Annotated in this window: 24 protein-coding genes and 3 pseudogenes; 9 read left to right on the forward strand and 18 right to left on the reverse strand. The window is 61.3% G+C overall.

Annotated elements, in window-relative coordinates:
* From cgtA to rplU, 3 genes are all read right to left on the reverse strand, one after another.
* A complete protein-coding gene (cgtA, locus tag C4J93_RS22230) occupies positions 1–1,224 on the reverse strand; it encodes an Obg family GTPase CgtA (RefSeq protein ID WP_124364368.1) in 1,224 nt (407 codons plus the stop codon).
* Positions 1,225–1,417: 193 nt separating this feature from the next.
* On the reverse strand, positions 1,418–1,675 hold the full coding sequence (rpmA, locus tag C4J93_RS22235; protein ID WP_003176049.1) for a 50S ribosomal protein L27: 258 nt from the start codon (positions 1,673–1,675) through the stop codon (positions 1,418–1,420).
* 34 nt (positions 1,676–1,709) lie between these two features.
* Positions 1,710–2,024: a 50S ribosomal protein L21 gene (rplU, locus tag C4J93_RS22240; RefSeq protein ID WP_003176051.1), complete on the reverse strand. Its 315-nt coding sequence runs from the start codon at positions 2,022–2,024 to the stop codon at positions 1,710–1,712.
* Between the two features lie 239 nt (positions 2,025–2,263).
* On the opposite strand from rplU, the gene C4J93_RS22245 reads away from it, so the two are divergent.
* The 3 genes from C4J93_RS22245 (at position 2,264) to C4J93_RS22255 (ending at position 4,179) form a co-directional block, all read left to right on the forward strand.
* Complete coding sequence (locus C4J93_RS22245) at positions 2,264–3,232, forward strand: polyprenyl synthetase family protein (RefSeq protein WP_124364369.1); 969 nt, start codon at positions 2,264–2,266, stop codon at positions 3,230–3,232.
* Positions 3,233–3,420: 188 nt separating this feature from the next.
* Complete coding sequence (locus C4J93_RS22250; RefSeq protein ID WP_124430477.1) at positions 3,421–3,762, forward strand: zinc ribbon domain-containing protein YjdM; 342 nt, start codon at positions 3,421–3,423, stop codon at positions 3,760–3,762.
* Between the two features lie 159 nt (positions 3,763–3,921).
* Positions 3,922–4,179 carry a hypothetical protein gene (locus C4J93_RS22255; protein ID WP_003194088.1) on the forward strand — a complete coding sequence of 86 codons (258 nt, stop codon included), beginning with the start codon at positions 3,922–3,924 and terminating at the stop codon, positions 4,177–4,179.
* A 135-nt stretch (positions 4,180–4,314) separates the two neighbouring features.
* Here the strand turns inward: C4J93_RS22255 and C4J93_RS22260 are convergent, their stop codons facing one another.
* The gene (locus tag C4J93_RS22260; protein WP_065951187.1) at positions 4,315–4,932 is read right to left on the reverse strand and encodes an FKBP-type peptidyl-prolyl cis-trans isomerase; all 618 of its coding nucleotides are present in this window, start codon (positions 4,930–4,932) and stop codon (positions 4,315–4,317) included.
* 299 nt (positions 4,933–5,231) lie between these two features.
* Here C4J93_RS22260 and C4J93_RS27820 point away from each other — a divergent pair.
* Together C4J93_RS27820 and C4J93_RS27825 are read left to right on the forward strand one after the other, a co-directional pair.
* Positions 5,232–6,248: pseudogene (locus tag C4J93_RS27820) on the forward strand (methyl-accepting chemotaxis protein); the annotation flags it as partial.
* Positions 6,249–6,557: 309 nt separating this feature from the next.
* Positions 6,558–7,151: pseudogene (locus C4J93_RS27825) on the forward strand (methyl-accepting chemotaxis protein); the annotation flags it as partial.
* Between the two features lie 625 nt (positions 7,152–7,776).
* Here C4J93_RS27825 and C4J93_RS22270 read toward each other — a convergent pair.
* From C4J93_RS22270 to C4J93_RS22285, 4 genes are read right to left on the reverse strand one after another with little or no spacing between them, the layout of a single operon-like run.
* Complete coding sequence (locus tag C4J93_RS22270) at positions 7,777–8,145, reverse strand: glyoxalase superfamily protein (protein WP_124430479.1); 369 nt, start codon at positions 8,143–8,145, stop codon at positions 7,777–7,779.
* Between the two features lie 29 nt (positions 8,146–8,174).
* A complete protein-coding gene (locus C4J93_RS22275; protein WP_124430480.1) occupies positions 8,175–9,638 on the reverse strand; it encodes an amidohydrolase family protein in 1,464 nt (487 codons plus the stop codon).
* 1 nt (position 9,639) lies between these two features.
* Positions 9,640–10,500: a MurR/RpiR family transcriptional regulator gene (locus C4J93_RS22280; RefSeq protein WP_124430481.1), complete on the reverse strand. Its 861-nt coding sequence runs from the start codon at positions 10,498–10,500 to the stop codon at positions 9,640–9,642.
* 25 nt (positions 10,501–10,525) lie between these two features.
* Entirely contained in the window at positions 10,526–11,875 is a 1,350-nt protein-coding gene (locus C4J93_RS22285; protein ID WP_256657813.1) for a gluconate:H+ symporter, read from the reverse strand.
* 245 nt (positions 11,876–12,120) lie between these two features.
* On the opposite strand from C4J93_RS22285, the gene C4J93_RS22290 reads away from it, so the two are divergent.
* Positions 12,121–12,495, forward strand: coding sequence for a lysozyme inhibitor LprI family protein (locus C4J93_RS22290; RefSeq protein ID WP_124430482.1), 375 nt, complete (start codon positions 12,121–12,123; stop codon positions 12,493–12,495).
* A 2-nt stretch (positions 12,496–12,497) separates the two neighbouring features.
* Here the strand turns inward: C4J93_RS22290 and C4J93_RS22295 are convergent, their stop codons facing one another.
* The 4 genes from C4J93_RS22295 to C4J93_RS22310 all read right to left on the reverse strand — a co-directional run bounded on the left by C4J93_RS22295 (position 12,498) and on the right by C4J93_RS22310 (position 16,830).
* Complete coding sequence (locus C4J93_RS22295; protein ID WP_124430483.1) at positions 12,498–13,943, reverse strand: SulP family inorganic anion transporter; 1,446 nt, start codon at positions 13,941–13,943, stop codon at positions 12,498–12,500.
* Positions 13,944–14,139: 196 nt separating this feature from the next.
* Positions 14,140–15,033, reverse strand: coding sequence for an NAD-dependent epimerase/dehydratase family protein (locus tag C4J93_RS22300; RefSeq protein WP_124430484.1), 894 nt, complete (start codon positions 15,031–15,033; stop codon positions 14,140–14,142).
* A gap of 103 nt (positions 15,034–15,136) precedes the next feature.
* On the reverse strand, positions 15,137–16,033 hold the full coding sequence (locus C4J93_RS22305; protein ID WP_124430485.1) for a LysR family transcriptional regulator: 897 nt from the start codon (positions 16,031–16,033) through the stop codon (positions 15,137–15,139).
* 29 nt (positions 16,034–16,062) lie between these two features.
* Positions 16,063–16,830 carry a sulfite exporter TauE/SafE family protein gene (locus C4J93_RS22310; protein WP_124430486.1) on the reverse strand — a complete coding sequence of 256 codons (768 nt, stop codon included), beginning with the start codon at positions 16,828–16,830 and terminating at the stop codon, positions 16,063–16,065.
* A gap of 92 nt (positions 16,831–16,922) precedes the next feature.
* Here C4J93_RS22310 and C4J93_RS22315 point away from each other — a divergent pair, with 92 nt between their 5' ends.
* Positions 16,923–17,819, forward strand: coding sequence for a LysR substrate-binding domain-containing protein (locus tag C4J93_RS22315; RefSeq protein WP_124430487.1), 897 nt, complete (start codon positions 16,923–16,925; stop codon positions 17,817–17,819).
* Here the strand turns inward: C4J93_RS22315 and C4J93_RS22320 are convergent.
* Complete coding sequence (locus C4J93_RS22320; protein ID WP_124430488.1) at positions 17,765–19,171, reverse strand: amino acid permease; 1,407 nt, start codon at positions 19,169–19,171, stop codon at positions 17,765–17,767. The two genes, C4J93_RS22315 and C4J93_RS22320, sit on opposite strands and share 55 nt — an antisense overlap.
* 156 nt (positions 19,172–19,327) lie before the next feature.
* On the reverse strand, positions 19,328–20,578 hold the full coding sequence (gene kynU, locus C4J93_RS22325) for a kynureninase (protein WP_124430489.1): 1,251 nt from the start codon (positions 20,576–20,578) through the stop codon (positions 19,328–19,330).
* Between the two features lie 143 nt (positions 20,579–20,721).
* On the opposite strand from kynU, the gene C4J93_RS22330 reads away from it, so the two are divergent.
* A complete protein-coding gene (locus C4J93_RS22330; RefSeq protein WP_124364384.1) occupies positions 20,722–21,195 on the forward strand; it encodes an Lrp/AsnC family transcriptional regulator in 474 nt (157 codons plus the stop codon).
* Positions 21,196–21,319: 124 nt separating this feature from the next.
* On the opposite strand, the gene catA is transcribed toward C4J93_RS22330, so the two are convergent.
* The 3 genes and pseudogenes from catA to C4J93_RS22345 all read right to left on the reverse strand — a co-directional run bounded on the left by catA (position 21,320) and on the right by C4J93_RS22345 (position 23,720).
* Positions 21,320–22,249, reverse strand: a complete 930-nt coding sequence (catA, locus tag C4J93_RS22335) for a catechol 1,2-dioxygenase (protein WP_124410755.1) — start codon at positions 22,247–22,249, stop codon at positions 21,320–21,322.
* Positions 22,250–22,290: 41 nt separating this feature from the next.
* Positions 22,291–22,580, reverse strand: a pseudogene (catC, locus tag C4J93_RS22340) (muconolactone Delta-isomerase).
* Positions 22,581–22,592: 12 nt separating this feature from the next.
* Complete coding sequence (locus C4J93_RS22345; RefSeq protein WP_124368333.1) at positions 22,593–23,720, reverse strand: muconate cycloisomerase family protein; 1,128 nt, start codon at positions 23,718–23,720, stop codon at positions 22,593–22,595.
* Positions 23,721–23,834: 114 nt separating this feature from the next.
* Between C4J93_RS22345 and C4J93_RS22350 the strand changes: the two genes are divergently transcribed.
* The gene (locus C4J93_RS22350; protein WP_124430490.1) at positions 23,835–24,710 is read left to right on the forward strand and encodes a LysR family transcriptional regulator; all 876 of its coding nucleotides are present in this window, start codon (positions 23,835–23,837) and stop codon (positions 24,708–24,710) included.
* 129 nt (positions 24,711–24,839) lie between these two features.
* On the opposite strand, the gene C4J93_RS22355 is transcribed toward C4J93_RS22350, so the two are convergent.
* On the reverse strand, positions 24,840–25,832 hold the full coding sequence (locus tag C4J93_RS22355; RefSeq protein WP_124430491.1) for a helix-turn-helix domain-containing protein: 993 nt from the start codon (positions 25,830–25,832) through the stop codon (positions 24,840–24,842).
* Between the last annotated feature and the right edge of the window lie 105 nt (positions 25,833–25,937).

Consider the following 25,937-nt stretch of genomic DNA (forward strand, 5'->3'; position numbering starts at 1 on the left):
TCAGTCGCGCACGTAAATGATTTCCGGACCGTCTTCATCATCCACGTCTTCCTCGTCCCAATCATCGTCGCCGATGTCATGCACCGACTTCACGCCGCTGCGGCGCAAGGCACGCTGGTCGTCCAGCGCTTGCAGCTGGGCACGGGCTTCGTCTTCGATCTGCTGGTCGAGCTCGGCGAGTTCGGCCTTGAACACCGGGTCGGCCGCCAGGCGGTCGGCGCGGTCTTCCAGATAACGCATGATGTCGCGGCAAAGGCGCTCGGTGCCTTCTTTGGCGATGGCCGAGATCACGTAGACCGGACCTTCCCACTCCAGGCGGTCGACGATTTCCTTGACGCGCTCTTCGTGCTCTTCTTCAAGGATCTGGTCGCACTTGTTCAGCACCAGCCAACGATCACGCTCGGCCAGGGCCGGGCTGAACTTGGTCAGTTCGCTGACGATCACTTCGGCGGCATCGGCAGCATTGGTTTCGTCCAGCGGCGCCATGTCGACGAGGTGCAGCAGCAAACGGGTGCGCGACAAGTGCTTGAGGAAGCGAATCCCCAGGCCTGCACCATCGGAAGCGCCTTCGATCAGGCCAGGAATGTCGGCGACCACAAAGCTTTTCCAACGGTCGACGCTGACCACGCCCAGGTTTGGCACCAGGGTGGTGAACGGGTAGTCGGCGACTTTCGGCTTGGCGGCCGAAACCGAGCGGATGAAGGTACTTTTGCCGGCGTTCGGCAGGCCCAGCAGGCCTACGTCGGCGAGTACTTTCATTTCCAGCTTGAGGTCGCGCTGCTCGCCCGGTTTGCCCGGCGTGGTCTGGCGCGGTGCACGGTTGGTACTGGACTTGAACCGGGTGTTACCCAGCCCGTGCCAGCCGCCCTGCACAACCATCAACTTCTGGCCGGCCTTGGTCAGGTCGCCGATCACTTCCTGGGTGGCCGAGTCGATGATCGTGGTGCCGACCGGTACGCGCAGTACCAGGTCTTCACCTTTTTTACCGGTGCAGTCGGTGCTGCCGCCGTTGGAGCCACGCTCGGCATCGAAGTGCCGGGTGTAACGGTAGTCGACCAGGGTGTTGAGGTTTTCGTCGGCCATCATGTAGATGGAACCGCCGTCGCCGCCGTCACCGCCGTTTGGGCCACCGTTTTCAATGAACTTTTCGCGACGGAAACTCATGCAACCGTTACCGCCGTCGCCTGCTTTTACTCGGATGGAAACTTCATCAACGAACTTCATAACAAAACGCCTCTCGCCGCACGGACGAGCTTAAGAAACCAAGACATAAGACTCTTGCAAAAATGAGCGCAGCGACCTCAAGCAACGACTGCAAAACCTGCTGCCCTCGCCATTACAAACAGCTTTGCAAGAGACTCACTCCACAAACGAAAAAGCCCCGTCGCAAGACAGGGCTTTTCCAGCGATCTCGCAATTAAGCTGCGACAACGCTCACGTAACGGCGGTTGAACGCGCCCTTTACTTCGAACTTGATCACGCCTTCGATTTTCGCGAAGAGGGTGTGATCTTTACCCATGCCAACACCGTAACCGGCGTGGAATTGGGTGCCGCGCTGACGCACGATGATGTTGCCCGGAATGATTTTCTGGCCGCCATACATCTTCACGCCAAGGCGTTTGGCTTCTGAGTCGCGACCGTTACGGGTACTACCACCAGCTTTTTTGTGTGCCATGAGTCAATTCTCCTAGTGAGGAATTAGGCTGAAATTAAGCCTGAATACCGGTGATTTTGATCTCGGTGTACCACTGGCGGTGGCCCATACGCTTCATGTGGTGCTTACGACGACGGAACTTGATGATGCGGACTTTATCGTGACGACCTTGGGAGATCACTTCAGCCACAACGGTAGCGCCAGCAACAACTGGAGCGCCGATGTTCACGTCATCGCCATTGGCGACCAACAGAACGCGATCAAAAGTAACGGATTCGCCAGTAGCGATTTCCAGTTTTTCGATCTTCAGGTATTCACCTGGGGCGACCTTGTATTGCTTGCCACCAGTAACAATTACTGCGTACGACATGGTATTTCTCCGATAATCCTGCTCACCCAGCGCTTTATAAGAAGAGGTATTGGCTGGCATGGCTGCATGGGATGGACGTCCCGAATGCAATTGCGTAAGGCAGGTGCTGCCCAGGAAGTTCAGGGTGCGCGATTGTACGCAAGCAATAGACGCGTTGCAAGAGGCCGTCCATCGCGCCTTGACACCCAGGGGCATGGGTCCTAGCATGCCGCGCAACCCTTCTGGAGCGACTGTCGCTGATGCAACCCCAAGCTTTCTACCGCGCGGTCGCGGACGATTTTAGCGCCGTCGACGGCATCATCAAGCAGCAGCTGACGTCTAAAGTGCCGCTGGTCGCCAAAATTGGCGACTACATTACGTCGGCGGGCGGTAAGCGCCTGCGTCCTTTATTAGTGTTGCTGTGCGGCAAGGCCCTGGGCCGCGAAGGCGATGACCTGCGCCTGCTGGCGGCCACCATCGAATTCCTGCACACCGCCACCCTGCTGCACGACGACGTGGTCGACATGTCCGGCATGCGCCGTGGCCGCGAGACCGCCAACGCCATGTGGGGCAACGCCCCGAGCGTGCTGGTGGGCGACTTCCTGTACTCGCGCTCGTTCGAAATGATGGTCGAACTGGGCTCGATGCCAGTGATGAAAATTCTTTCACAGGCCACGCGCATCATCGCCGAAGGCGAAGTGTTGCAACTGTCCAAGGTCCGCGACGCCAGCACCACCGAAGAAACCTACATGGAAGTGATTCGCGGCAAGACCGCGATGCTCTTCGAAGCCTCCACCCACAGCGCCGCCGCGCTGTGTGGCGCGACCGCCGAACAGGCCGAAGCGTTGCGTACCTTTGGCGATCACCTGGGCGTGGCGTTCCAACTGGTGGACGACCTGCTCGACTACCGTGGCGACGCCGAGACCCTGGGCAAGAACGTCGGTGACGACCTGGCCGAAGGCAAACCGACCCTGCCGCTGATCTACACCATGCGCGAAGGCACGCCGGAACAGGCCGCCCTGGTGCGCAAGGCGATCCAGAAAGGCGGGATCGAAGACCTGGAAGCCATCCGTGCCGCCGTCGAAGCGTCCGGCTCGCTGGAGTACACCGCGCAACTGGCGCGTGACTACGTAGCCCGTGCGATCCAGTGCCTGCAAGCCCTGCCCGCCAGCGAATACCGGGATGCATTGGTTGAGCTGAGCGAATTTGCGGTCGCGCGTACGCACTAAAATACACGCGGGCCAATGTGGGAGGGGGCTTGCCCCCGATAGCGGAGTGTCAGCCAATGGATAAGTTGGCTGTTACACCGCCATCGGGAGCAAGCCCCCTCCCACATTTGGATTTCATACAACCTGTAAGACCACAATCCCCTATATAATGTGCGACTTTTAGCCATCCTGACTCTCAAGGAGCTTTAGTGAGCACGTTGCCACCCTGCCCGAAATGCAATTCCGAATACACCTACGAAGACGGCGCCCAGCTGATCTGCCCGGAATGCGCCCATGAGTGGTCCGCCAATGGCGAGACCGAAGCAGTCGGCGATGAAACCGTGAAGAAGGACTCTGTGGGCAATGTCCTGCAGGACGGCGACACCATCACCGTGATCAAGGACCTCAAGGTCAAGGGCACTTCCCTGGTGGTGAAAGTCGGCACCAAGGTCAAGAACATCCGCCTGTGCGATGGCGACCATGACATCGATTGCAAGATTGACGGCATCGGCCCGATGAAACTCAAGTCCGAGTTCGTGCGTAAAGTCTGATCGTGCTGCAACCATCCCACGCCCGCCGTGGGATGGCGTTTCGCCCTGTTGCTTGACCCGCCTCAATCTCCACACAGAAAAAAGCGCAAACCGCCAATAGGCACTTGCTATTCTACGAATAAGAATTATTCTCATTGAAACCCATCAAGGAGAACGACCATGACTTATTTGATAGACGCCTGGCTGGACCGCCCACACCCCTACCTGCGGATCCTGCATCGGGAAACCGGCGAAGTCTGTGCTGTGCTGGAAGAAGAAGCGCTGAATGAACTGCAGGACCAAGGCGACCTGGACGTGAATGGCCTGAGTTCCAGTGAGCCTGGGGTGCTGAAGGAAGTGGTGCGAAACCTGTTTTTGTTCTGCTATGCCCGAGCGTTGCGCCCGGCGACGGAGCTCAATGGCAAGTTCCACCCATGAACCACCCTGTAAAACGCTGTAGGAGCGAGCTTGCTCGCGAAGACCGCATAAACAACGCGTTCATCCAGGATGCCCGCGTCATCGTTGACGTTTTTCGCGAGCAAGCTCGCTCCTACAGGTGATCAACAGCAGGTCTTACAGAACGTCGAGCAGCTCGACGTCGAACACCAGAACGCTGTGCGGCGGGATGCTGCCAACGCCTTGAGCGCCGTAAGCCAGTTCGCTCGGCACGTACAGGCGCCATTTGCTGCCGGCATTCATCAACTGCAGGGCTTCGGTCCAGCCGGCAATCACGCCGCCCACCGGGAATTCTGCAGGCTGGCCACGCTCGTAGGAGCTGTCGAATACAGTGCCGTCGATCAGAGTGCCGTGGTAATGAGTGCGCACCTGGTCTTCACGGGTCGGCTTGGCGCCATCACCGGCAGTCAGCACTTCAAATTGCAGGCCCGAAGCCAGGGTGGTAATGCCGTCACGCTTGGCGTTTTCAGCCAGGAATGCCAGGCCGGCGCCTGCAGCGGCTTCAGCTTTGGCCGCAGCTTCAGCTTGCATGATTTCGCGGATTACCTTGAAGCTGGCCGCCATTTGCTCCTGGTCAACACGGCTTGGCTTGCCACCGAACGCGTCGGTCAGACCGGCCAGGATCGCGTCCAGGCTTACACCCGGTGGTGGGTTGTCGCGCAGTTGGTCGCCCAACTGACGGCCGATACCGTAGCTGACGCGGGTTTCGTCGGTGGACAGATTAACTTCGGACATGAAGAGGCTCCGCTGTAGGACAACACGGTTTCCCGTGCCATCCAAAACTAAAAGGGCCCGCAGACTAGCACACAAGACCGGCCCATGATCAGCCCCCTCCCCGGCTGCCAGAGCGCCGGGCGTAGCGCTGGTATCCGATCATTGTCCCGATCCCGGCATGGATCGAGCGCCCTTTCGACGGCCAGCGAGAAAAGTATTTCAGAATTGCCCTTTGCCGCCGATACAGCCCTACACATCTTGGCTGGCTCAAACAACAACACCCCGTCCAGCAGACAGACATCACTCTCAAGGAGCTTTCGATGAACAGCTGGTTCGGTAACATCAGCGTCAACCTCAAACTCGGCCTGGGCTTTGGCCTGGTGCTGGTCCTCACCTCGATCCTGGCACTCACCGGCTGGACCAGCCTGGGCGGTTTGATCGACCGCAGCAACTGGATGAGCGACATCACCCAGCTCAATGCTTCGCTGACCAAGCTGCGCATCGTGCGCCTGCAATACATGCTGGCCAACGGTGACGAAGCCGTGGCGCAGAACGTGCAGACCAGCCTCGACGCCTTCGCCGCCCAGCAACAGAAACTGCTGGACAGCTTCAAGAGCCCGGAAAACCTCAAGCTGCTCAATGAACAGAAAGCCGTCATCACGGCTTATCAGCAGTCCTTGAACAAAATGCGCGAGGCCTATCGCAACGGCAATGCTGCGCGCCAGGTCATGGGCGACAAAGCCGACATCGCCAACGCACAAATCAACGCCCTGGACACCAGCGTGCAGCAGATGCCCGACAGCCCGGAGCGTTTCGCTCAGTTCCAGGCCGTGACCGACGCCAAGGAAGAGTTCATGCTGGCGCGCTACGAAGTGCGGGGTTACACCAACACTGTCAACGCAGAAAACGAAGCCCGCGCCGCTGCACAAATCGACAAAGCCATCGCGAGCTTGAAAAGCCTCAACGCCGTCTTCGGCGCCAGCCAGCAAACCGCGCTGGCCGCGCTGGACACCGCACTCGGTGCCTATCGCAGCGCCGTGCAGAGCTACAAGGCCGCCAACGCCAACATCGTTACCGCCCGTGCCGAGATGACCACCCAAGGCACCGATATCGTCACGATCAGCGACAAGCTGTACGACATCCAGCTGGAACGTCGCGACGCCGAAAGCGCCCAGGCCCGTAGCCTGCAATTGATCAGCACCTTGCTCGCCCTACTGGTGGGCATCATCGCGGCGCTGGTGATCACTCGCCAGATCACCCGTCCGCTGCAAGACACCCTGGCGGTGGTCGAACGCATCGCCTCCGGCGACTTGAGCCACAACATTCAGGTGACTCGTCGTGATGAGCTGGGCGTGCTGCAACAAGGCATCCAGCGCATGGGCACCACCTTGCGTGAACTGATCAGCGGGATTCGTGATGGCGTGACCCAGATCGCCAGCGCCGCTGAGGAACTGTCGGCGGTGACCGAGCAGACCAGCGCTGGCGTCAACAGCCAGAAGATCGAGACCGACCAGGTCGCCACGGCGATGCATGAAATGACCGCCACCGTGCAGGAAGTGGCACGCAACGCCGAACAGGCCTCCTTGGCCGCCGCCGATGCCGACGGCCAAGCGCGCGCGGGCGATAAAGTTGTGGCCGAGGCCATCGCCCAGATCGAACGCCTGGCGGCTGAAGTGGCGCGCTCCACCGACGCCATGGCCCATCTGCAACAAGAGAGCAACAAGATCGGCAGCGTGATGGATGTGATCAAGGCCGTGGCCGAACAGACCAACCTGCTGGCCCTCAACGCAGCGATTGAAGCAGCGCGCGCCGGTGAAGCCGGTCGTGGGTTCGCCGTGGTCGCCGACGAAGTACGTGGCCTGGCCCAGCGCACGCAAAAATCCACCGAGGAAATCGAAGGCCTGGTGGCCGGCTTGCAGAACGGTACCCAACAAGTGGCCAACGTGATGAACAACAGCCGCAGCCTCACCGACAGCAGCGTCGAGCTGACGCGCAAGGCTGGCGTATCGCTGGAAAACATCACCCGTACCGTGTCGAATATCCAGTCGATGAACCAGCAGATCGCCGCCGCCGCCGAAGAGCAGAGCGCCGTGGCCGAAGAGATCAGCCGCAGCATTGTGAACGTGCGCGACGTGTCGGAGCAGACCGCAACGGCGAGCGACGAGACGGCCAAGTCGAGCGTGGAATTGGCGCGTTTGGGTAGCCAGTTGCAGCAGATGGTCAGTCATTTCCGGGTGTAAGAAATCAAAAAAACCGCCTCGGGATTAACCGAGGCGGCTTCACTTCTCAAACCTTAACGGTCATCGAAGCTGTCCCGCAGAAACTTCCATACGTGATAAGCACGCAGGCAGTTCACTACGAGGTTCCATGTACGTCGTGCAAACTTAGACATACTCGGCCCTCCGTGAGTTGGGCCTTACCTCCAGCGCACTTACCGGAACATGTGGGCCTTTGGATGCAGGTCAATGCATCTTTGAGGCGGCCGGGTTGATGGGCCTTCCGCTTGAATCCGGCACGGATTACTAGCCCGTGGCGGTCGGTCCGAAAATCGCGCGCATACCCGGCGCACCCAAAAGCGACAAACGCAGAACGAAGGAGAGACTACCCAAAACTCCACGTGAAGGTGTGACAAGCAGTGGCCAAATATCCAGTATTGTTCGTGGGATCTATTGCAGAATTTTTCGACTGAGAGAGAAGTTTGATAATCGAGGAGCACTGGCCACCGTTCAATCTTGCGTGATGATAAGACCAAGGTTAATATCCGCCTGCAGGTCAATGCATCTTTGAGGTCGCGATCCAGCCACTCACTGGATTGCAAAAAAACCGCCCTACTAAGGCGGTTTTTTATTGTCTGCGATTTACCTCTCAGCTCTCACCCTCCTCAACAAACACCACACGATTCCCAAACGGGTCCTTGATACTCATCTCCCGCGAGCCCCAAGGTGTTTCCTCAACGCCAGGCTTGGCATAACGGTAGCCCTTGGCCTGCAATTGCTGCTGGTACGCGTCTATCCCCTGCGCCTGGATCCGCACCGCTGCGCCCGGCGACGCATCGCCATGATGCTCGGACAAATGCAGCACACACTCGCCCAGCGACACCTGCAGGTACAACGGAAAATCCGCCTCGAAACGATGCTGCCAATCGACCTTGAACCCGAGGAATTCGACATAGAATTCCAGCGCCTTGGCCTCGTCGAAAATCCGCAGGATGGGGGTGACTTTTCCTAAGTGCATCGCGATGGCTCCCTGTTTGAAAGCACCCACTATAGAGGCGAAAAACCCCGACGCAAATCCCCGTTGCGCGCCAGGAATCGACCCGAGCGCTGCCCCGTCGCCTGCCCTTCGCTGTAGCTCAACACACCGTTGACCCACACGCCATCAATGCCCTCGGCTGCCCGCTGTGGTTCTTTGAAGTCCGCTACATCCCGCACGCGTAACGGGTCGAACAACACCAGGTCAGCCCAGTGCCCTTCACGAATTTCGCCTCGCTCAGCCAGGCCAAAACGCGCCGCCGACAGCCCGGTCATTTTGTGCACAGCGGTGTGCAACGGGAACAATCCCACATCCCGACTGAAATGCCCCAGCACCCGTGGAAACGCGCCCCACAAGCGCGGATGGGGAAACGGGTCTTCAGGCAACCCATCCGACCCGATCATCGACAAGGGGTGCGCCAAAATGCGCCGCACATCCGCCTCATCCATCCCGTAGTACACCGCTCCCGCCGGTTGCAGGCGGCGGGCTGCGTCCATCAACGAAACATCCCACTCGGCGGCAATGTCCTGCAGGTCACGCCCGCCCATTTCAGGATGCGGTGTGGACCAGGTGATGGTGATGCGGAACGCATCGGTGATCTGCTTGAGGTCCAGGGTCGAAGAGCTGGCCGCATAGGGATAACAATCACACCCGACCGGATGAGTTTTCGCCGCCGCTTCAAGCGCCGCCAGCAGTTGCGGGCTACGTCCCCAGTTTCCCGCCCCCGCACACTTGAGGTGGGAAATAATCACCGGGGCCCTGGCGTGCCGGCCGATCAGGAACGCTTCGTCCATTGCCTCCAGTACCGGCTCGAATTCACTGCGTAAGTGAGTGGTGTACACCGCGCCATAAGCCGTCAGCTCTTCACTCAGTTGCAGCACCTCGTCGGTGTCTGCATTGAATGCGCTGGCGTAGGCAAGGCCAGTGGATAAACCCAGGGCTCCGGCCTCCAGACTCGCCTGCAACTGCATGCGCATGCCCGTGATTTCGAGGGCCGTGGCCGTGCGGTGCAGGTCGTCCATATGATTGCTGCGCAGTGCCGTGTGGCCGATCAGGGCGGCGACGTTGACTGCAGGATGGGCGCGTTCCACCGCGGCGCGATAGTCGACAAAGCGCGGGTAGGCAAACGCGTCGGTATTGCCCAGCAGGTTCATCGGGTCGGGCGGATTGCCGCGCAGGCTGACCGGTGAGGCGCTGATGCCGCAATTACCGACAATCACCGTGGTCACGCCCTGGCTGAGCTTGGGCAGCATCTGCGGATGGCGGATAACCACCGTGTCATCGTGGGTGTGTACGTCGATAAACCCCGGCGCCAATACGCGGCCTGTCGCGTCGATTTCTTGCTCGGCCATCGCTGTGGACAAGTCGCCGATCGCCTCGATGCGCCCATCACGTACGCCCACGTCAGCGACATAACCTGCACTGTTGCTGCCATCAATGATCTGCGCCTGGCGAATCAGCGTGTCGTACTTCATATCAGTCTCCGAGCGGCAGGCTGTCGGGGCCGCCGCGATAGTCGTCCAGGGCCAGCTTGATCCGGCGCAGGCGCTCCTGGTTGGCGTCAGGCATGGCCAGCGCCAGTTCGGTGGCAAGCAGGTCAATAGCCAGCAGCATGCCGTAGCGCGCAGCCGTGGGTTTGTAGATAAAACTGGTTTCAGCCGGTTGCAGCGGCAACAGCACATCCGCCAACTCGGCCAGTGGGGAGTCGGCCAGGGTGATGGCGACAACGCGTGCGTCGTAGTTGCGCGCCAGCGTCACCACATCCAACAGCTCAGGCGTAAGGCCGGTCAGCGAGCACACAATCAACGCGTGTTCCGGCCCCAGGGTCGCGGCGGTCACGCGCATCATCACCGGGTCATGGCAGGCTGCAATCGGATAGCCCAGGCGTACCAGGCGCACCTGTAGCTCATCGCTGCACAGGCTCGATGGGCCGCCCATGCCGAACGCGTGGATCATCCGCGCCTTGCCCAGCAGGCTCACTGCATCGACAAAGCTGTCTTGATTGAACCCCGACAGGTGCTGGCGCAGCGTCGCTTCGATATCACCCAGAATCTGCCGATGAAACGCCGACTGTTCCGGCAACCCCGCCGGGTCGAGAAAGCGGCTGCCCACGCCGCTGGCCTGGGCCAGTTGCAGGCGCAGGTCACGCAAGTCGCGGCAACCGACACTGCGGGCAAAGCGCGACAAGGTCGCCGTACTGACCTCGGCCCGTTGCGACAACGCTTCCAGGCTGGCCGACGCGGCAAAGCCCACGTCATCGAGCAGCAGCCTGGCGATACGCCCTTCGCCGGCGCTGAAGGAAGCCTGGCGGGCGCGGATCTGGTAGAGGATGTCCATGGGGCTCCGAGTGACAGGATGCGGCTCATAAAACCAGAGACAGGCCGTAGGTGAGAGCGAAGGCAACCACCGAAATCAACGTCTCCAGCACGGTCCAGGTCTTGAAGGTCTGGATCACCGTCATATTGAAGTATTCCTTGATCAGCCAGAAGCCGCCGTCGTTGACGTGGGAGAAAATCACCGAACCCGCACCGGTCGCCAGTACCAGCAATTCCGGGTGTGGATAACCCAGGCCCAGGGCGACCGGCGCGACCACGCCGGACGCCGTGGTCATCGCCACCGTGGCCGAGCCCGTGGCGATCCGCATCAGCGCGGCGAACAACCAGCCCATCACCAGCGGCGAGAGCTGGAACGCATTGGCCAGGCCAAGGATCTCGTGGGTGACACCGGCGTCCACTAGGATGCGATTCAAGCCACCGCCCGCGCCCACCAGCAGCGTGATGCTCGCCGTCGGCGCCAGGCATTCATTGGTGAACTTGAGGATCGACTCACGGTTGAAGCCTTGGGCCAGCCCCAGGGTCCAGAAACTCACCAGGGTCGCCACGAGCAGCGCGATTACCGAGTTGCCGATGAATAAAAGGAACTGGTTGAAGCCGGTGCCCGGCGTGGAAATCACATTGGCCCAGCCGCCAATCATCATCAGCACCACCGGCAACAGAATGGTGCCCATGGTCAGCGCGAAGCTCGGCAGACGGGTGCGCGGTTCACGCTCGATGAACTGGCGTTCCAGCGGGTTTTCCGCCGGCAGGTGAATGCGCGGCACGATGAACTTGGCATACACCGGGCCGGCGATGATCGCCGTAGGAACACCGACCAGGATCGCATACAGCACGGTCTGCCCGACCGAGGCGTTATAGGCCAGCACCGCCATCATCGCCGCCGGGTGCGGCGGCACCAGCGCATGCACCACCGACAGGCCGGCGACCATCGGCAGGCCGACCATAAGGATCGACACGCCCACGCGTCGCGCCACGGTAAAGGCGATCGGCACCAGCAACACAAAGCCCACCTCGAAAAACAGCGGCAGCCCCACCAGAAACGCGATGCAGACCATGGCCCAGTGGGCATTGCGTTCGCCGAAACGGTTGATCAACGTGCGCGCCACCTGCTCCGCGCCACCGGACTCGGCCATCATCTTGCCGAGCATGGTGCCCAGCGCCACCACCAAAGCGATATGCCCCAGGGTCTTGCCGACCCCCGCTTCGTACGAGCCCATGATGGTGTCCGCCGGCATCCCGGCCATCAGCGCCAGGCCAATGGACACCAGCGTGATAACGATAAACGGGTTGAGTCGGTAACGTGCAATCAGCACGATCAAAGCAATGATGGCGATGGCAGCGTATGCCAATAGCCCGAAGCCCGGTGATGCGGCCATGCGGTACTCCTCGGAAAGGGTCACGTCGAATAGGTTGTGAAACTCATAAATCATTACCGAGGATGATTTTCAAATTATATGAAAGTAATTTTCGCCCAGGGATAAGCGCTGTCGCGGTGGGATATGCCCGACACTGTCGTATGAAAATTCGAGGAGTGTTCTTACATGAGGATCAGAAAAGGCTGGAAACTCAACCCACGCGGTTGAGTCATAGAATGCACATCCACTGCTGCCAGGAACCGAACATGATGCGTCTCACACTTGCCGCCCTGCTGATTACCCTGTGCGGCAGCGCCGCCGCCGCCGATAACCCGGCACTGAAAAAATGCATGGACGGCGCCAACACCACCGCCGAGATGGTCGGTTGCAACGTCAAGGAGGCCAAGGTGCAGGATGCCCGGCTGAACAAGGCTTACAAGACCGCGCTGGCCGCTCAGGAAGGCAACCGCAAGGACCAGTTGCAAGACCTGCAGCGCCTGTGGATCAAATACCGTGACGCCAATTGCGCCTTTGCCGGCAGTGCCACCGGCGGCACCATCGATCAGGTCAACGGCTCCGGCTGCGTACTGGACATGACCCAGACCCGCGCCCAGGAACTGGAAGACCTGGTCGGCCCGTAACCCTAGTCGTGATGAACCTTCGCCCGCTTGAGCAGCTTCTTGCAGCGCTCCGACAAATGCAGCACGCGCACATGCTTGCCCGCCTTGCGGTAGCGCTCGCGCAAGGTCATCAGCGCGGCAATCGCTGAATAATCGACGAAGCTCAGGTGCCGGCAATCGAGCGTCACCTGGGCCGGGTCGTTGGCCGGGTCGAATTGATTCAGGAACGGCGTGGTCGAGGCAAAGAACAACGTGCCGTGCAGACGGTAAAGTTTGCTGCCGTCGGCTTCCAGGTGTTCATCGGCATACAGCTCACGGGCCTGTTGCCAGGCGAAGTTCAGCGCCGCGATCACGATGCCGCACAGCACTGCGGTCGCCAGGTCAGTGAACACGGTGATGACCGTCACCGCCATGATCACCAGCACGTCATTGAGCGGCACCTTGTTGATCACCCGCAACGACGCCCAGGCAAAGGTCTGCTGGGACACCACGAACATCACCCCCACCAGCGCCGCCAGCGGAATCCGCTCGATCAGCGGCGACAGAAACAGAATGAACAGCAGGATCATCACCCCGGCGAACACCCCGGAGAAACGTCCACGCCCGCCGGAACTGAGGTTGATCACGGTTTGCCCGATCATCGCGCAACCGCCCATGCCACCGAACAGGCCCGAGACCATATTCGCCGCGCCCAGGGCCACGCTTTCGCGGTCGGGGTAGCCACGGGTTTCGGTGATCTCGTCGGTGAGGTTGAGGGTCAGCAGGGTTTCCAGCAGGCCGACCATGGCCATCAGGAACGCATACGGCGCGATGATGCCGAGGGTTTCGAAGGTCAAAGGAATCTGCGGTAGGGCGAAGGTCGGCAGGCCACCCGCGATGTGCGCCATATCGCCCAGGGTGCGGGTGGGCAGGCCGAGCAGGTACACCGCCAGGCCCACGCCGAGGATCGCCACCAAGGCCGGTGGCACGGCGCGGGTCAGGCGTGGCAGCAGGTAGACGATGGCCATGGTCACCACGACCAGCCCGGCCATCACATACAACGGCGTACCGCTGAGCCAGGTTTCACCGTTCTTGAAGTGCTCCAACTGCGCCAGCGCAATGATAATCGCCAGGCCGTTGACGAACCCCAGCATCACCGGGTGCGGCACCATGCGCACCAGCTTGCCCAGGCGCAACAGGCCGAAAGCGACCATGATCAACCCGCCCAGCAGCACCGTCGCCAGCAAATATTCCACGCCGTGTTGCACCACCAGCGCCACGATCACCACCGCCATCGAACCGGCTGCCCCCGACACCATACCGGGGCGACCACCGAACAATGCGGTGAGGGTGCAAATGATGAAAGCGCCGTAAAGCCCCATCAACGGGTTGAGATGGGCCACCAGGGCAAAGGCGATGCATTCGGGCAGCAAGGCAAACGACGTGGTGAGGCCGGCCAGGGCATCGGCGCGCAGACGGGTGAGCTTCATGGAATACCAGGGAGTTGCGGGGGAAGAGACGAGGAATGGTACGGAATTGAGCGGCGCGGGGCTAGCCTTCGGGACCGAGGCGCGGCCAATCGGGGGCAAGCCCCCTCCCACATTTGAATGCATTCCAGAGTTGGAACACCGTCGAGTGTGGGAGGGGGCTTGCCCCCGATAGCCTCACCTCAATATCAAGCGAACATCACACCATCTCGTGGCGAATCCACTCCACCACCGAGGTACGCTTCGGCGCCCACCCCAGCAGCTCACGGGCATGCTTGCCGCGCACCCGGCTGTTGGAGCCAAGGCCATAGTTGGCCATTTCATAACCCCACTCGGCTTCGGCCTCGGCCAGCGGCCAATCCTGCGGTTCGCCCAGTTCAAGCGCTTGCGCGATGGCCGTGGTCATGTCGATAAACGAGGCTTCGCCGCTTTCGACGAAGTAGAACGTGCCCGGCACATTCTTCGTCAGCGCCAGCAGGTACAGCGCGACCACGTCTTCGATATGCACATTGGACCAGATGTTCTGCCCTGGTCCCACGTGGCGTACTACTCCACTCTTGCGGGCCTGCTTGAGCAAGCGTGGCAATTGCACGCTGTCGCGCTTCACGCCCAGGCTGTGACCATAGATCAGGGTGTTACAGATCACCGCCGAATTCACACCTTCCTGGGCAGCGGCCAGGATCAGGTTATCGATCGCCACGCGAGCGGCCTTGTCGACGGTCGGCTCCGGCAGGTTGTCCTCAACGTAAATGACCTCACTGGCCTTGCCGCCCGACGCATCGCCAACGATGCTCGAACCGCTGGTGTGCAGGAACACCTTGTTGGAGCCTTTCAAGGCACCCAGCAGGGTTTCGACGGCCGCACGGTGGTCGCTGCTGGCGGCATTGATCACCGCATCGGCGTGCTGCGCCTGCTCGGTCAATACAGCGGCGTCATCCAGGGTGCCGATCACTGGAGTGATGCCCAGTGCCGTCATTTGCGCGGCTTGCTCGGCGCTGCGCACCAGGCCGGTGACGGCGTGGCCGGCCTTGACCAAGCCGGTGGCGATGGAGCCGCCGATAAAACCGGCTGCGCCGGTAACGAATACATTCATGGAGAGTGCTCCTGACTGGGTAAGTGATGAACCCAGTATCAAGCACGCCCTGGCGTCGAATAACCCCGTACAGGCCAATTCACTCTTGCGCGCCAGTCACGAATCACACCGCATAACGTGCCAGCTTGGCCTGGATAAAATCCAGGAAACACTGAATACGCAACGCCAGTTGCGAATTGCGGTAATACACCGCATGGATCGGCTGGCGATAGCCACTGTTGAATGCTTCCAGCAGCGGTACCAGGCGCCCGGCCTCGATGTCTTCGTGGGTCATGAAGTTGGACAGGCAACAAATGCCCTGCCCCTGCAAAGCCAGGTGGCGCACGGTTTCACCGCTGGACGCGGCAATGCCCGGCTGGATCAGCCAGCTGTCGCCCTCGCCATGGCGCAGCGGCCAATGGTTGAGGGTGTCGGTCTGGGTGAAGCCCAGCAAGGTATGCTCGGCCAAGTCGGCAATGGTGCTCGGTGTGCCGTGTTGCTTGAGGTAGTCGGCGCTGGCCAGGATGTGCAGCGGCGTGCTGCCCAGCGCGCGGGCATGCAGGGTCGAGTCGGCCAGGGTGCCGATACGAATGGCGATGTCGGTGCTTTGCTCCAGCAGGTCGATGATCACGTCGTCGCTGTTGAGCTCCAACTGGATGTCTGGGTACAGATCACGAAACTCGCCGATGTATGGCAGGATCCCGTGCAGCATGAACGGCACCGCCGCATTGATGCGCAGCCGCCCGGCCGGTTTTTTCTGGCGTGACGACAGGCGTTCTTCCAGCGCCTGCATCTGCGCCAGGATCACCTTGGCCTGCTCGAAGAAATACCGGCCCTCCTCGGTCAGGTCCATGCGCCGCGTGGTGCGGTTGATCAGGGTGGTATCGAGCTTGGCTTCCAGGCGCGACAAGGTGCGACTGACCGCCGATGGCGTCTGCCCGACCTGCTCGGCGGCGGCGGAAATCGAGCCGCATTCAATCACGCTGACAAATATCTGCAGTTCATCGGATCGGGCTTTCACGGGCGGTCCTGGTTATCGGCTCGGGCTCATTATTGACCACTCAGCAACAAATGGCCTCCCAACAGCGCCATGCCGGTGAAAAAAACCCGCTTGAACCATAGCGCACTGATGCGCTGGCGTAGCGCCTGGCCCAGCCACATTCCCAGCAAGGCCGGCACCAGCGCCAACAACGACGCACCGACTTCACCACCACCGAGCGCACCGCGCCAGGCCAGCCCGGCGGCCAACGCCAGGGTCGACACGCTGAACGACAGCCCCAGCGCCTGCACCAGCTGATCACGGCTCAAGCCTAGAGCTTGCAGATAGGGCACTGCGGGAATCACGAACACGCCGGTGACCGCGGTGATGAGGCCCGTGATCAGCCCACACAGCGGGCCCAGCCAGCGCTCGGTGCGCGGCCCGACCTGGAAAGTGGGCAGGCATAATCCACTCACCGCATACAGCAACAACGCCCCGCCCAATGCGCGCACCACCCGCGGCCCGGCGTCCATGCCCAGCCACAGCGTGCCCAGGCCGGCACCGAGAAAAATCAGCAACAGCATCGGCCACAGGCGCTTGAGCAAGGTGCCCAGGTGACCGCCCAGCGCCAGTTGCCAGAGGTTAGTGACCGTCGAAGGGATGATCAGCAACGCAGCAGCCTGTGCCGGCAACATAGCCAGGCCGAGCATGCCCATGGCCACGGTGGGCAGGCCAAGGCCGATCACGCCCTTCACCGTGCCGGCCAGCAGGAAAGTGCCGATCACCAGCACGGTCAGGGCCGGGCCGAGGGTTTGGTAGAAAGCCAATAAAGTCGTCATGAACACAATTGTGCGGTTTTGATGAACCGTTGGAAATTCGCCATATACTGAGGCAGCCTCTTGTTTTGGGTGAGGCAGAGGAAATCTTCAGCATGCACTTTGACCTGATCGACCTGCGCCTCTACCTGCACATACTGGACGCCGGCAACATCACCGCCGGCGCCGCCCGCAGCCATTTATCCCTGGCCGCCGCCAGCGCACGCATTCGGGCGATGGAGGCTTCACTGGGCGTCGAATGCCTGGAGCGTGGCCGCCGTGGCGTCACTCCGACACCCGCCGGCAAAGCCCTGGGCCGCCACGCCCGCCTGCTGCTGCAACAGGCCGAGCATCTGCAACAAGACCTGGCTGAATACGCCAACGGCGTCAAAGGCCAGGTGCGCCTGCTGTGCAATACCACGGCCCTGAGCGAATACCTGCCGGAGCGATTGGCGGACTTTCTGTGCGAGCACCCCAACCTCGATATCGACCTGCAGGAGCTGCCCAGCCTGCGGATCACCCAAGCCCTGCGCCAAGGCACGGCCGACCTGGGGATCATCTCCGATGCGGTGGACAGCTCCGGGCTGCAGACCCTGCCCTTTCACGACGATCCGCTGGTGCTGATCATGCCCGTGGAGCATCCGCTGGCAGCCGGCACAGCGAGTTTCATCGACAGCCTGCAACACGACTACGTGGGCCTCGCCGCCAGCAGTGCGTTGGCGGTGTATCTGGAGGAACAGGCGCTGCATGCGGGGTTTCGCCTGCAAACGCGGATCCGCGCCGAGGGTTTCGATGGGGTGATTCGCATGGTCGCCCGGGGCGCGGGCCTTGGCATCGTGCCCAAGGCCGCCCTGGACCGCTGGCAGCCGGACGTTCGCATCAAGGCCCAGCCGCTCAAGGAGGACTGGGCCTGTCGCCACTTGCTGCTCTGCGCACGCTCGTTCGACCACCTGCCGGGTTATGCCAGGGCCTTGTTCGATGCCTTGGCCCTGCCCTTGCGGAACAACCCGTAGTACACAGCGCTCAGGATCAGCAAAAACGGCACGCCAAACACCAGGGTCATCTTGAACGCCTCGGTAAAATACGTGGTGATCATCACCGCGCCCATCAGCACCAGGCCCAACAGTGTGCTGTAGGGAAACAGGCGCAGCTCGAAAGACAATTTCGCCCCACCGTGGCGTTTGCGGTAGCGGCGGAAAAACAGGTGCGTGAGGAAGATCATGAACCAGGTGAAGATCGCGCCGAACATCGAGATCGCCATCATCAGCGTGAACGCGCTTTCCGGGTACACCAGGTTGAGCAAGGTCGCCAGCGCGATACCGGAGCTGGACAGCAGCAAGGCATTCAGCGGGATACCGCTCTTGCTCAACGCGCCCATGGACTTGGGCGCAAAACCCGCGCGGGACAGGCTGAACATCATGCGCGTGGTGATGTAGAGCTGGCTGTTCATCGCCGACAACGCCGCGATCAGGATCACGAAATTCATCACCCCGGTGGCGCCGGGAATGCCGATGGTCTGCATCACCGTGACGAACGGGCTCTGGGCTTGGCCGGCCTGGTTCCATGGCACGATGGCGAGCATCAGCGCCAGGGTCAGCAGGTAGAACACCACCAGGCGCACGATGGTCGCGCGAAAGGCTTTCTTCACCGCCCGCTCCGGGTCGGCCGCTTCGCCGGCCGCCACCGCGATCATCTCCACGCTCAAGTAGCTGAAGATCGACACGATGACCGCCACCCACATACCGCTTAACCCATGGGGGAAAAACCCGCCGTGGGCCGTGTAGTTCTGCACGCCGTAATCCGGATTGCCGGAGCCGAACACCACGTACACCGCCAAGATGATGAAGCCAACAATGGCGCCGATCTTGATGGTGGAAAACCAGTATTCGAAGGTGCCGAAGGTCTTCACGCTGATCGCATTGAGCAGGATCAGCACGCTGGAAAACGACACGATCCACACCCATTCCGGCACGTTGGCGAACCAGTACTTCATGTACATCGCCACCGCCGTGACCTCGGCCCCCACCGCCAATACAATCGCCGCCCAGTAGGCGTAACGCACCAGGAACCCGGCCAGCGGGCTGATATAGAACTCGGCGTAGGCACCAAAGGAGCCGGAGGTGGAATGGGCCACCGTCATCTCCGCCAGGCACCCCATCAATATCAAGGTAATCAACGCCCCGATGGCGTAGCTCAGCAACACGCTGGGCCCGGCATAGCCGATGGCGTAGGCGCTGCCCATGAACAGCCCGGTCCCGATAGCGCCGCCGATGGCAATCATGCTCATCTGGCCCGAAGTGAGCTGGCGCCTCAGGCCCAGTTCGCGGTGGGTAATGTCTGCAAAGCCGTTGTCTGGCGTGGTCACGTGATGTGCCTCTTTTATTATTGTGATTGCTGCTGTTGCCACAGATCCCCTGTGGGAGGGGGCTTGCTCCCGATAGCGGTGTGTCAGTCACTGATATGCCTACTGACACACTGCTATCGGGAGCAAGCCCCCTCCCACATTTGGATCTGGGTGTATTCAGGTGACGCTATGGCGAACCTTGAATTGCGGCTGGTCCCAGGTGGTGTTGTCGAGAATGTCAGCGAGGATTTCCACGGCGTCCCACACGTCGGTAAAGCGTGTGTACAGCGGGGTAAAACCGAAGCGCATGATGCGCGGCTCGCGGTAGTCGCCGATCACACCACGGGCGATCAGGGCCTGGATCACTGCATAGCCTTGCGGGTGTTCGAAGCTGACATGGCTGCCGCGCCGGGCATGTTCACGGGGTGTGATCAGCACCAGGTGATGGGCCGCACAGCGCGCTTCGACCAGGGCGATAAACAGGTCGGTCAGGGCCAGGGATTTGCTGCGCAGGTTGCTCATATCGGTGCGCTCGAAAATCTCCAGGCCGCACTCGACCATGGCCAGCGAGGTGATCGGCTGGGTGCCGCACAGGTAGCGGGCGATGCCGGCGCTCGGCGCATAGTTGGATTCCATCGCGAACTGGCGGGTATGCCCGAACCAGCCCGACAGCGGCTGACGCACCAGGTCCACCAACGCCGGGTTGACCCACACGAACGCCTGGGAGCCAGGGCCGCCATTGAGGTATTTGTAGGTGCAGCCAATCGCATAATCGGCACCGGCCGCGTGCAGGTCGATGGGCACCGCGCCCGCCGAATGCGCCAGGTCCCAGATGCTCAGCGCGCCGCATTCATGGCTCAAGGCAGTGAGCGCACGCATGTCGTACATGTAACCGGTCTTGTAGTTGACGTGGGTAAGCATCACCACCGCCACGTTCTCGTCGATGGCCTGGGGCAGTTCGTCCGGGCTGTTGACTAGGCGCAACGAGTAACCCTGCTGCAGCAACTCGGCCAGACCCTCGGCGATGTAAAGGTCGGTGGGAAAGTTGCTCGCTTCGCTGACGATCACCTTGCGCGCCGGCTGGCGCTGGCGCTGCACGGTCAGCGCGGCGCTGAGGACTTTGAACAGGTTGATGGAGGTGGTATCGGTGATCACCACTTCGCCCTCCCGCGCACCGATCAGTGGCGCCAGGCGATTGCCCAGGCGCTGGGACAAATCCGCCCAGCCCGCGCTGTTCCAGCTGCGAATCAAGCCATCGCCCCACTCCTGCGCGATCACCTGTTGCGCCCGCGCCAACACCGCCACCGGGCGCGCGCCCAAGGAGTTGCCGTCGAGGTAGATCACGCCCTCGGGCAAGGCAAATTCGCGGCGCAATGGCGCCAGCGCGTCCTGGGTATCGAGGGCTTGGCAATGGCTTCGGGTGGTCATGGGCAGTCCTGGTTTTTATCGGAAATATGTAGCAAATAATGAACGAACTTTTAGAGAATTTTCGTGCAAAGTGGTGGGCGAAGGGCTATTTAAGCTGTAGGAAATTCGAATTTAACCTGCAAACACGCGGATTTATGCCAACCATGATTCTTGACGCCACCGACCTGCGCCTCCTGCATTTCCTGCAACAGGATGGCCGTATCAGCAACCAGGAACTGGCGGAAAAAGTCGCGCTGTCCCCCTCCGCCTGCCTGCGCCGTTTGCGCCTGCTGGAGAGCGAAGGCGTGATCAGCGGCTATCGCGCGGTGCTCAATGCCGAGCAGTTGGGCATTGAGCTTGAGGCCATCGTGCATCTGTCGCTGCGCCAGGATGTGGAAGACTGGCATGAGACGTTCATCCAGAAAGTGCAGGGCTGGCCGGAGGTGGCCAGTGCCTATGTGATCACTGGCGCCAGCAACTATGTGCTGCGGGTACAGGCGCGCAACCTCAAGCACTTTTCGGACTTTATCGTGAACCACCTGAACCGCACGGCGGGGGTGATGGATATCCGTTCGGAGATTGTGTTGCAGAAGATCAAGGATCGGGATGAGGTGCTGGATCTGGTTATTCGCAAATAGCACCTGCAACAAAGTTCAAATGTGGGAGGGGGCTTGCTCCCGATGGCGGCGTGTCAGTTGACCTATTAGTGACTGACACACCGCTATCGGGAGCAAGCCCCCTCCCACATTTTTTTGACCGCGTTCAGTCCTCGAGGGCTCGGACTCGCTGCATGCGCTGTTGCTCCATCGGCGCAGTGGCTGGCTGCAATTCAAAGTCAAAATCAATCTGCGCAAACCGACCCTCCACGCCAAACTCCCGCGCCAGTTGCGGGTCGTCACTGAAGCGAATCTCGGCGATCAATTCGTCGCGGGTGGCGTAGGCAAAGTCATCATGCAGGTACGGGTCGTCCGACAGGTTGATCTGGGTGGTCAGGTGCCGATGCCCCGGCGCCGAGATGAAGAAGTGAATGTGCGCCGGACGCTGCCCGTGACGCCCCAATTGGTCGAGCAGCTGCTGGGTCGGCCCGGTCGGCGGGCAGCCGTAGCCGGACGGCACGATGCTGCGAAAACGGTAGTTGCCCTGCGCGTCGGTCTCGATGCGTCGGCGCAGGTTGAACTCCGATTGCGTCGGGTCGAACCACGAATACGTGCCGCCGGTATTGGCCTGCCACACATCGACAATCGCCCCCGCCAACGGCTTGCCGTCGGTGTCGCGCACCTGCCCGCGCATGAACAGCGGTACGGCATCGTCCGTGCCATCATCCAGGCGCGCTTCGTATTTGGACAACGGCGCACCGGCCACGTACAGCGGGCCTTCGATGGTGCGTGGCGTGCCACCGGATTTGCCGGCTTCGATGTCGGCGGCGTCCATCAACAGGTCCAGGTAATGCTCCAGGCCCAGCCCGGCGGCGAGCAAGCCGGCTTCCTGGTGTTTGCCCAGTTCGTTGAGGTAGTTGACCGCCTTCCAGAACTCTTGCGGGGTCACTTCCAGGTCTTCGATGATGTTCACGGTGTCGCGCAGGATCCGGTAGATCAGCGCCTTGGTGCGCGGGTTGCCGCCATCATTGAGATTGCCGCTGGCTTGTTCGAGAAACTGCTGGGCGTGGGCCGTCTGGGACAGTCGGATGGACATGGTGCAATCCTCATCTTGTAATTATCGGGTGCAAAAAAGGCTCAGCGGTCGTCGTCATGGATCGACGACGGGTGCCGACACAGCGCATTCACTTCGATGGTCATATAGGGAAACAACGGCAGTTGCATCAGCGTGTCATGCAGGTCTTGCACGCTCTCGACATCGAACACGCTGTAGTTGGCGTAGTGCCCGGCGATGCGCCACAGGTGACGCCATTTGCCCTCTTGCTGCAGGTGCCGGGCCAGGGCTTTTTCTTCGGCCTTGAGGTTGGCGGCGCGCTCGGGGGCATGTCGAGCGGCAGGTTCACGGTCATTTTTACGTGGAACAACATGGCAGGCGCCTCTTAGTGTTTATCCCGACGGAAGAACGCCAGGCGCTCTTCATCGATCGCTAGGCCCAGGCCCGGCGCGGTGGAGACATGCAGCTCGAAGTCGCGATACAGCAGCGGTTCGGTGAGGATGTCTTCGGTGAGCAGCAACGGGCCGAACAGTTCGGTGCCCCATGCCAGCGTGCCCAGCGTGAGGAACGCGTGTGCCGAGGCCAGGGTGCCAATGCCGCCTTCGAGCATAGTGCCGCCGTAGAGGCCGATGCCCGCCGCTTCGGCAATCGCCGCCGTGCGCAATACCGCACGCGGGCCGCCGTTCTTGGCGATCTTGAGGGCGAACACCGAGGCCGCGCCTTCGCGGGCCAGGTTGAAGGCATCCTCGACGCACTCAATGGATTCATCGGCCATGATCGGCGCCGGGCTCGACAGGTTCAGCCGCGCCATGCCGCCGCGGTTGTTGCGCGAGATCGGCTGTTCGATCAGGTCGATACCGCTGTCTCCCAGCACCTTGCAGGCGCGCAGGGCCACGGCCTCGTCCCAGGCCTGGTTGACATCGACGCGCACGCTGGCACGCTCACCCAGCGCGCGCTTGATCGCGAGTACATGGGCCAGGTCACGTTCGACTGCACCGGCACCGATCTTCAATTTGAAGACGCGATGGCGGCGCAAGTCGAGCATCTTCTCGGCCTCGGCAATGTCTTGGGCGGTGTTGCCGCTGGCCAGGGTCCAGGCCACCGGCAAGGCATCGCGCACACGCCCGCCGAGCAGTGCGCTGACCGGCAGGTTCAGGCGCTTGCCGAGGGCATCGAGCAACGCGCTTTCGATCCCCGACTTGGCGAAGGTGTTGCCGCGAATGCTGCGCTCCAGGCGCAACATGGCGGCGTTGATATTGCTCGCGTCCTGGCCGATCAGCAGCGGCGCGAAGTGCCGGTCGATGTTGACCTTGATGCTCTCAGGGCTCTCGTTGCCATAGCTCAGGCCGCCGATGGTGGTGGACTCACCGATACCCTCGATGCCATCGGCGCAACGCAGGCGGATGATCACCAGGGTCTGGTTTTGCATGGTGTGCATCGCCAGCGTGTGAGGGCGGATTGTGGGCAGATCGACGATGATCGTTTCGATCGACTCGATGGGGCAAATCGGCATGGCAATACCCGTTGGGTTCTTTATAGGTTTGCGTCGATTCTGTGCTGCGTGGTTAGAGGGTTCCAATATAGAATTGGTCTGGTTCAATACCTTGAAGGTATTAAAGGAGCCAACATGGAACTGCGTCACCTGCGCTATTTCCAGATGCTGGGGCAGACCCTCAACTTCACCCGTGCGGCCGAACGCCTGCACATCGCCCAGCCGCCGTTGAGTCGGCAGATCCAGCAATTGGAAGACGAATTGGGCGTGGTGCTGCTCGAACGCGGCCGGCCGCTGCGGCTGACCGAGGCCGGGCGGTTTTTCTATGAGCACGCCAATGTGCTGCTCGAGCAATTGGGCACGGTGTGCGACAACACCCGGCGCATCGGCCTGGGCGAGAAGACCTGGCTGGGCATCGGTTTTGCGCCGTCGACCTTGTACGGCGTGCTGCCGGAACTGATTCGGCGGTTGCGCACCCATGAGTCGCTGGCGTTGGAATTGGGCTTGTCGGAGATGACCACCGTGCAGCAGGTCGAAGCGCTCAAGGCGGGGCGCATCGATGTGGGCTTCGGGCGGATCCGCATCGACGACCCGGCCATCGTCCAGCGTGTACTGGTGCAAGACCGACTGGTGGCGGTGTTGCCCAGTGGTCACCCGTTGCTCGGCGCGCCCGCGAGCCTTGCGCAACTGGCCGCCGAACCCTTTGTGCTGTACCCCGGCAACCCGCGACCCAGTTACGCCGACCACGTGATCGCGCTGTTCGACGCCCATGGCCTGAGCCTTAACGTGGCGCAGTGGACCAACGAGCTGCAGACCGCGATCGGCCTGGTGGGCGCCGGCATGGGCGTGACGCTGGTACCGGCGTCGGTCCAGGTGCTGCACCGCGCTGATATCGGCTACACGCCGATCGTGGAAGCCACCGCGACGTCGCCGATCATTCTCAGCCGGCGGGTGAATGATCAATCGCCGGGGCTCGGTCATTGCCTGCAACTGGTTGAAGAGCTGCTGTGAAACCTTGCAAACACCACAATTCCAATGTGGGAGGGGGCTTGCCCCGATAGCGGAGTGTCAGTCAGCACATCTGTCACTGATACACCGCAATCGGGGGCAAGCCCCCTCCCACATTGAATCTTCATTGCCCTAGAGACTGCGCAGGCGCTTGCGTTGCAGGGTTTGGCTAGGGGCCTCATCGAACAGTTTGCGGTACTCCGCCGAAAACCGTCCCAAGTGGGTAAAGCCCCAGTCCAGTGCGATTTCGGAGATGGTACGCGTGGCACCCTGTTCGAGGATTTCCTGACGCACCGCCACCAGCCGGTGCTTCTTCAAATACGCCATGGGCGACAGCGCGAAGTATTTGCGAAACGCATCGAACAGCTTGAAGCGCGACACGCCGGCCACCGCCTCCAGGTCTTCCAGATGCACTGCCTCGCGCGCATTGTCGTGCAGGTACTGGCGCGCCCGGATCAGGTAGTGCGGCAACTTCACGCCCAACACGTCGCGCAGTTCTTCGGAGTAGTTGTTCGGCTGGGCCAGGATCAAGCCCTTGATCAGCGAGCTTTCCAGGTCCCGGGTAAACGCCGCTTGCTCGTACAACTCGCTACGGTGCTCAAACTCGGCAATGAAGTAGCGTGCCATGCGCCACCACGAGGCCGGGGCGCCGTCCACTGCGTCCATCACCGGTTCGAAGCGCAGCGGCGCCTCGATCGGCCGTTGCAGCAAACCTTCCAGCGACTCGCTCATGGCCGCACGCGTGATCACCACCTGCAACTTGCGGCAGTCACCGGAAATCGCCAGCACCTGATGCTCGTTGGGCGCAATGATCACCCCCTGGTCGCGGTTCGAACTCAGGCGCTCACCGTTCTTGCTCAGCTCCTGTTCGCCGATCAACGGCAGGCTCAGGCTGTAGCTGCTGAAGTGCTCGGCGTCTTCGATGTCGATGGTCACGTCGGTGCCGTATTCGATCACGCCCAGGGTGGTGGCGCGGGACTTGAACACATTGGCGCTGTGGTGAAAGCGCAGGCGTTCCGGCGTGGCCGTCGCCAAACGATGGGGCCCGCAGATGCCGCACATCCAGCTGCAGGCGCCTTCAAGGTCGAAGCGTTGAATACGGATATCGCGTGTCTGGCTATTCATCAGGTGCACCCACGGCGGTCAGGCGTTTGCGCGCTCTGGCGGCGCGTCGTCAGGGTTCGACAGCAAGTTCCACGCCACGCCAGCGCAGTGCTCACTGGGTGGATA

The organism is Pseudomonas sp. R2-37-08W (genome assembly GCF_003851705.1).
GTDB lineage: Bacteria > Pseudomonadota > Gammaproteobacteria > Pseudomonadales > Pseudomonadaceae > Aquipseudomonas.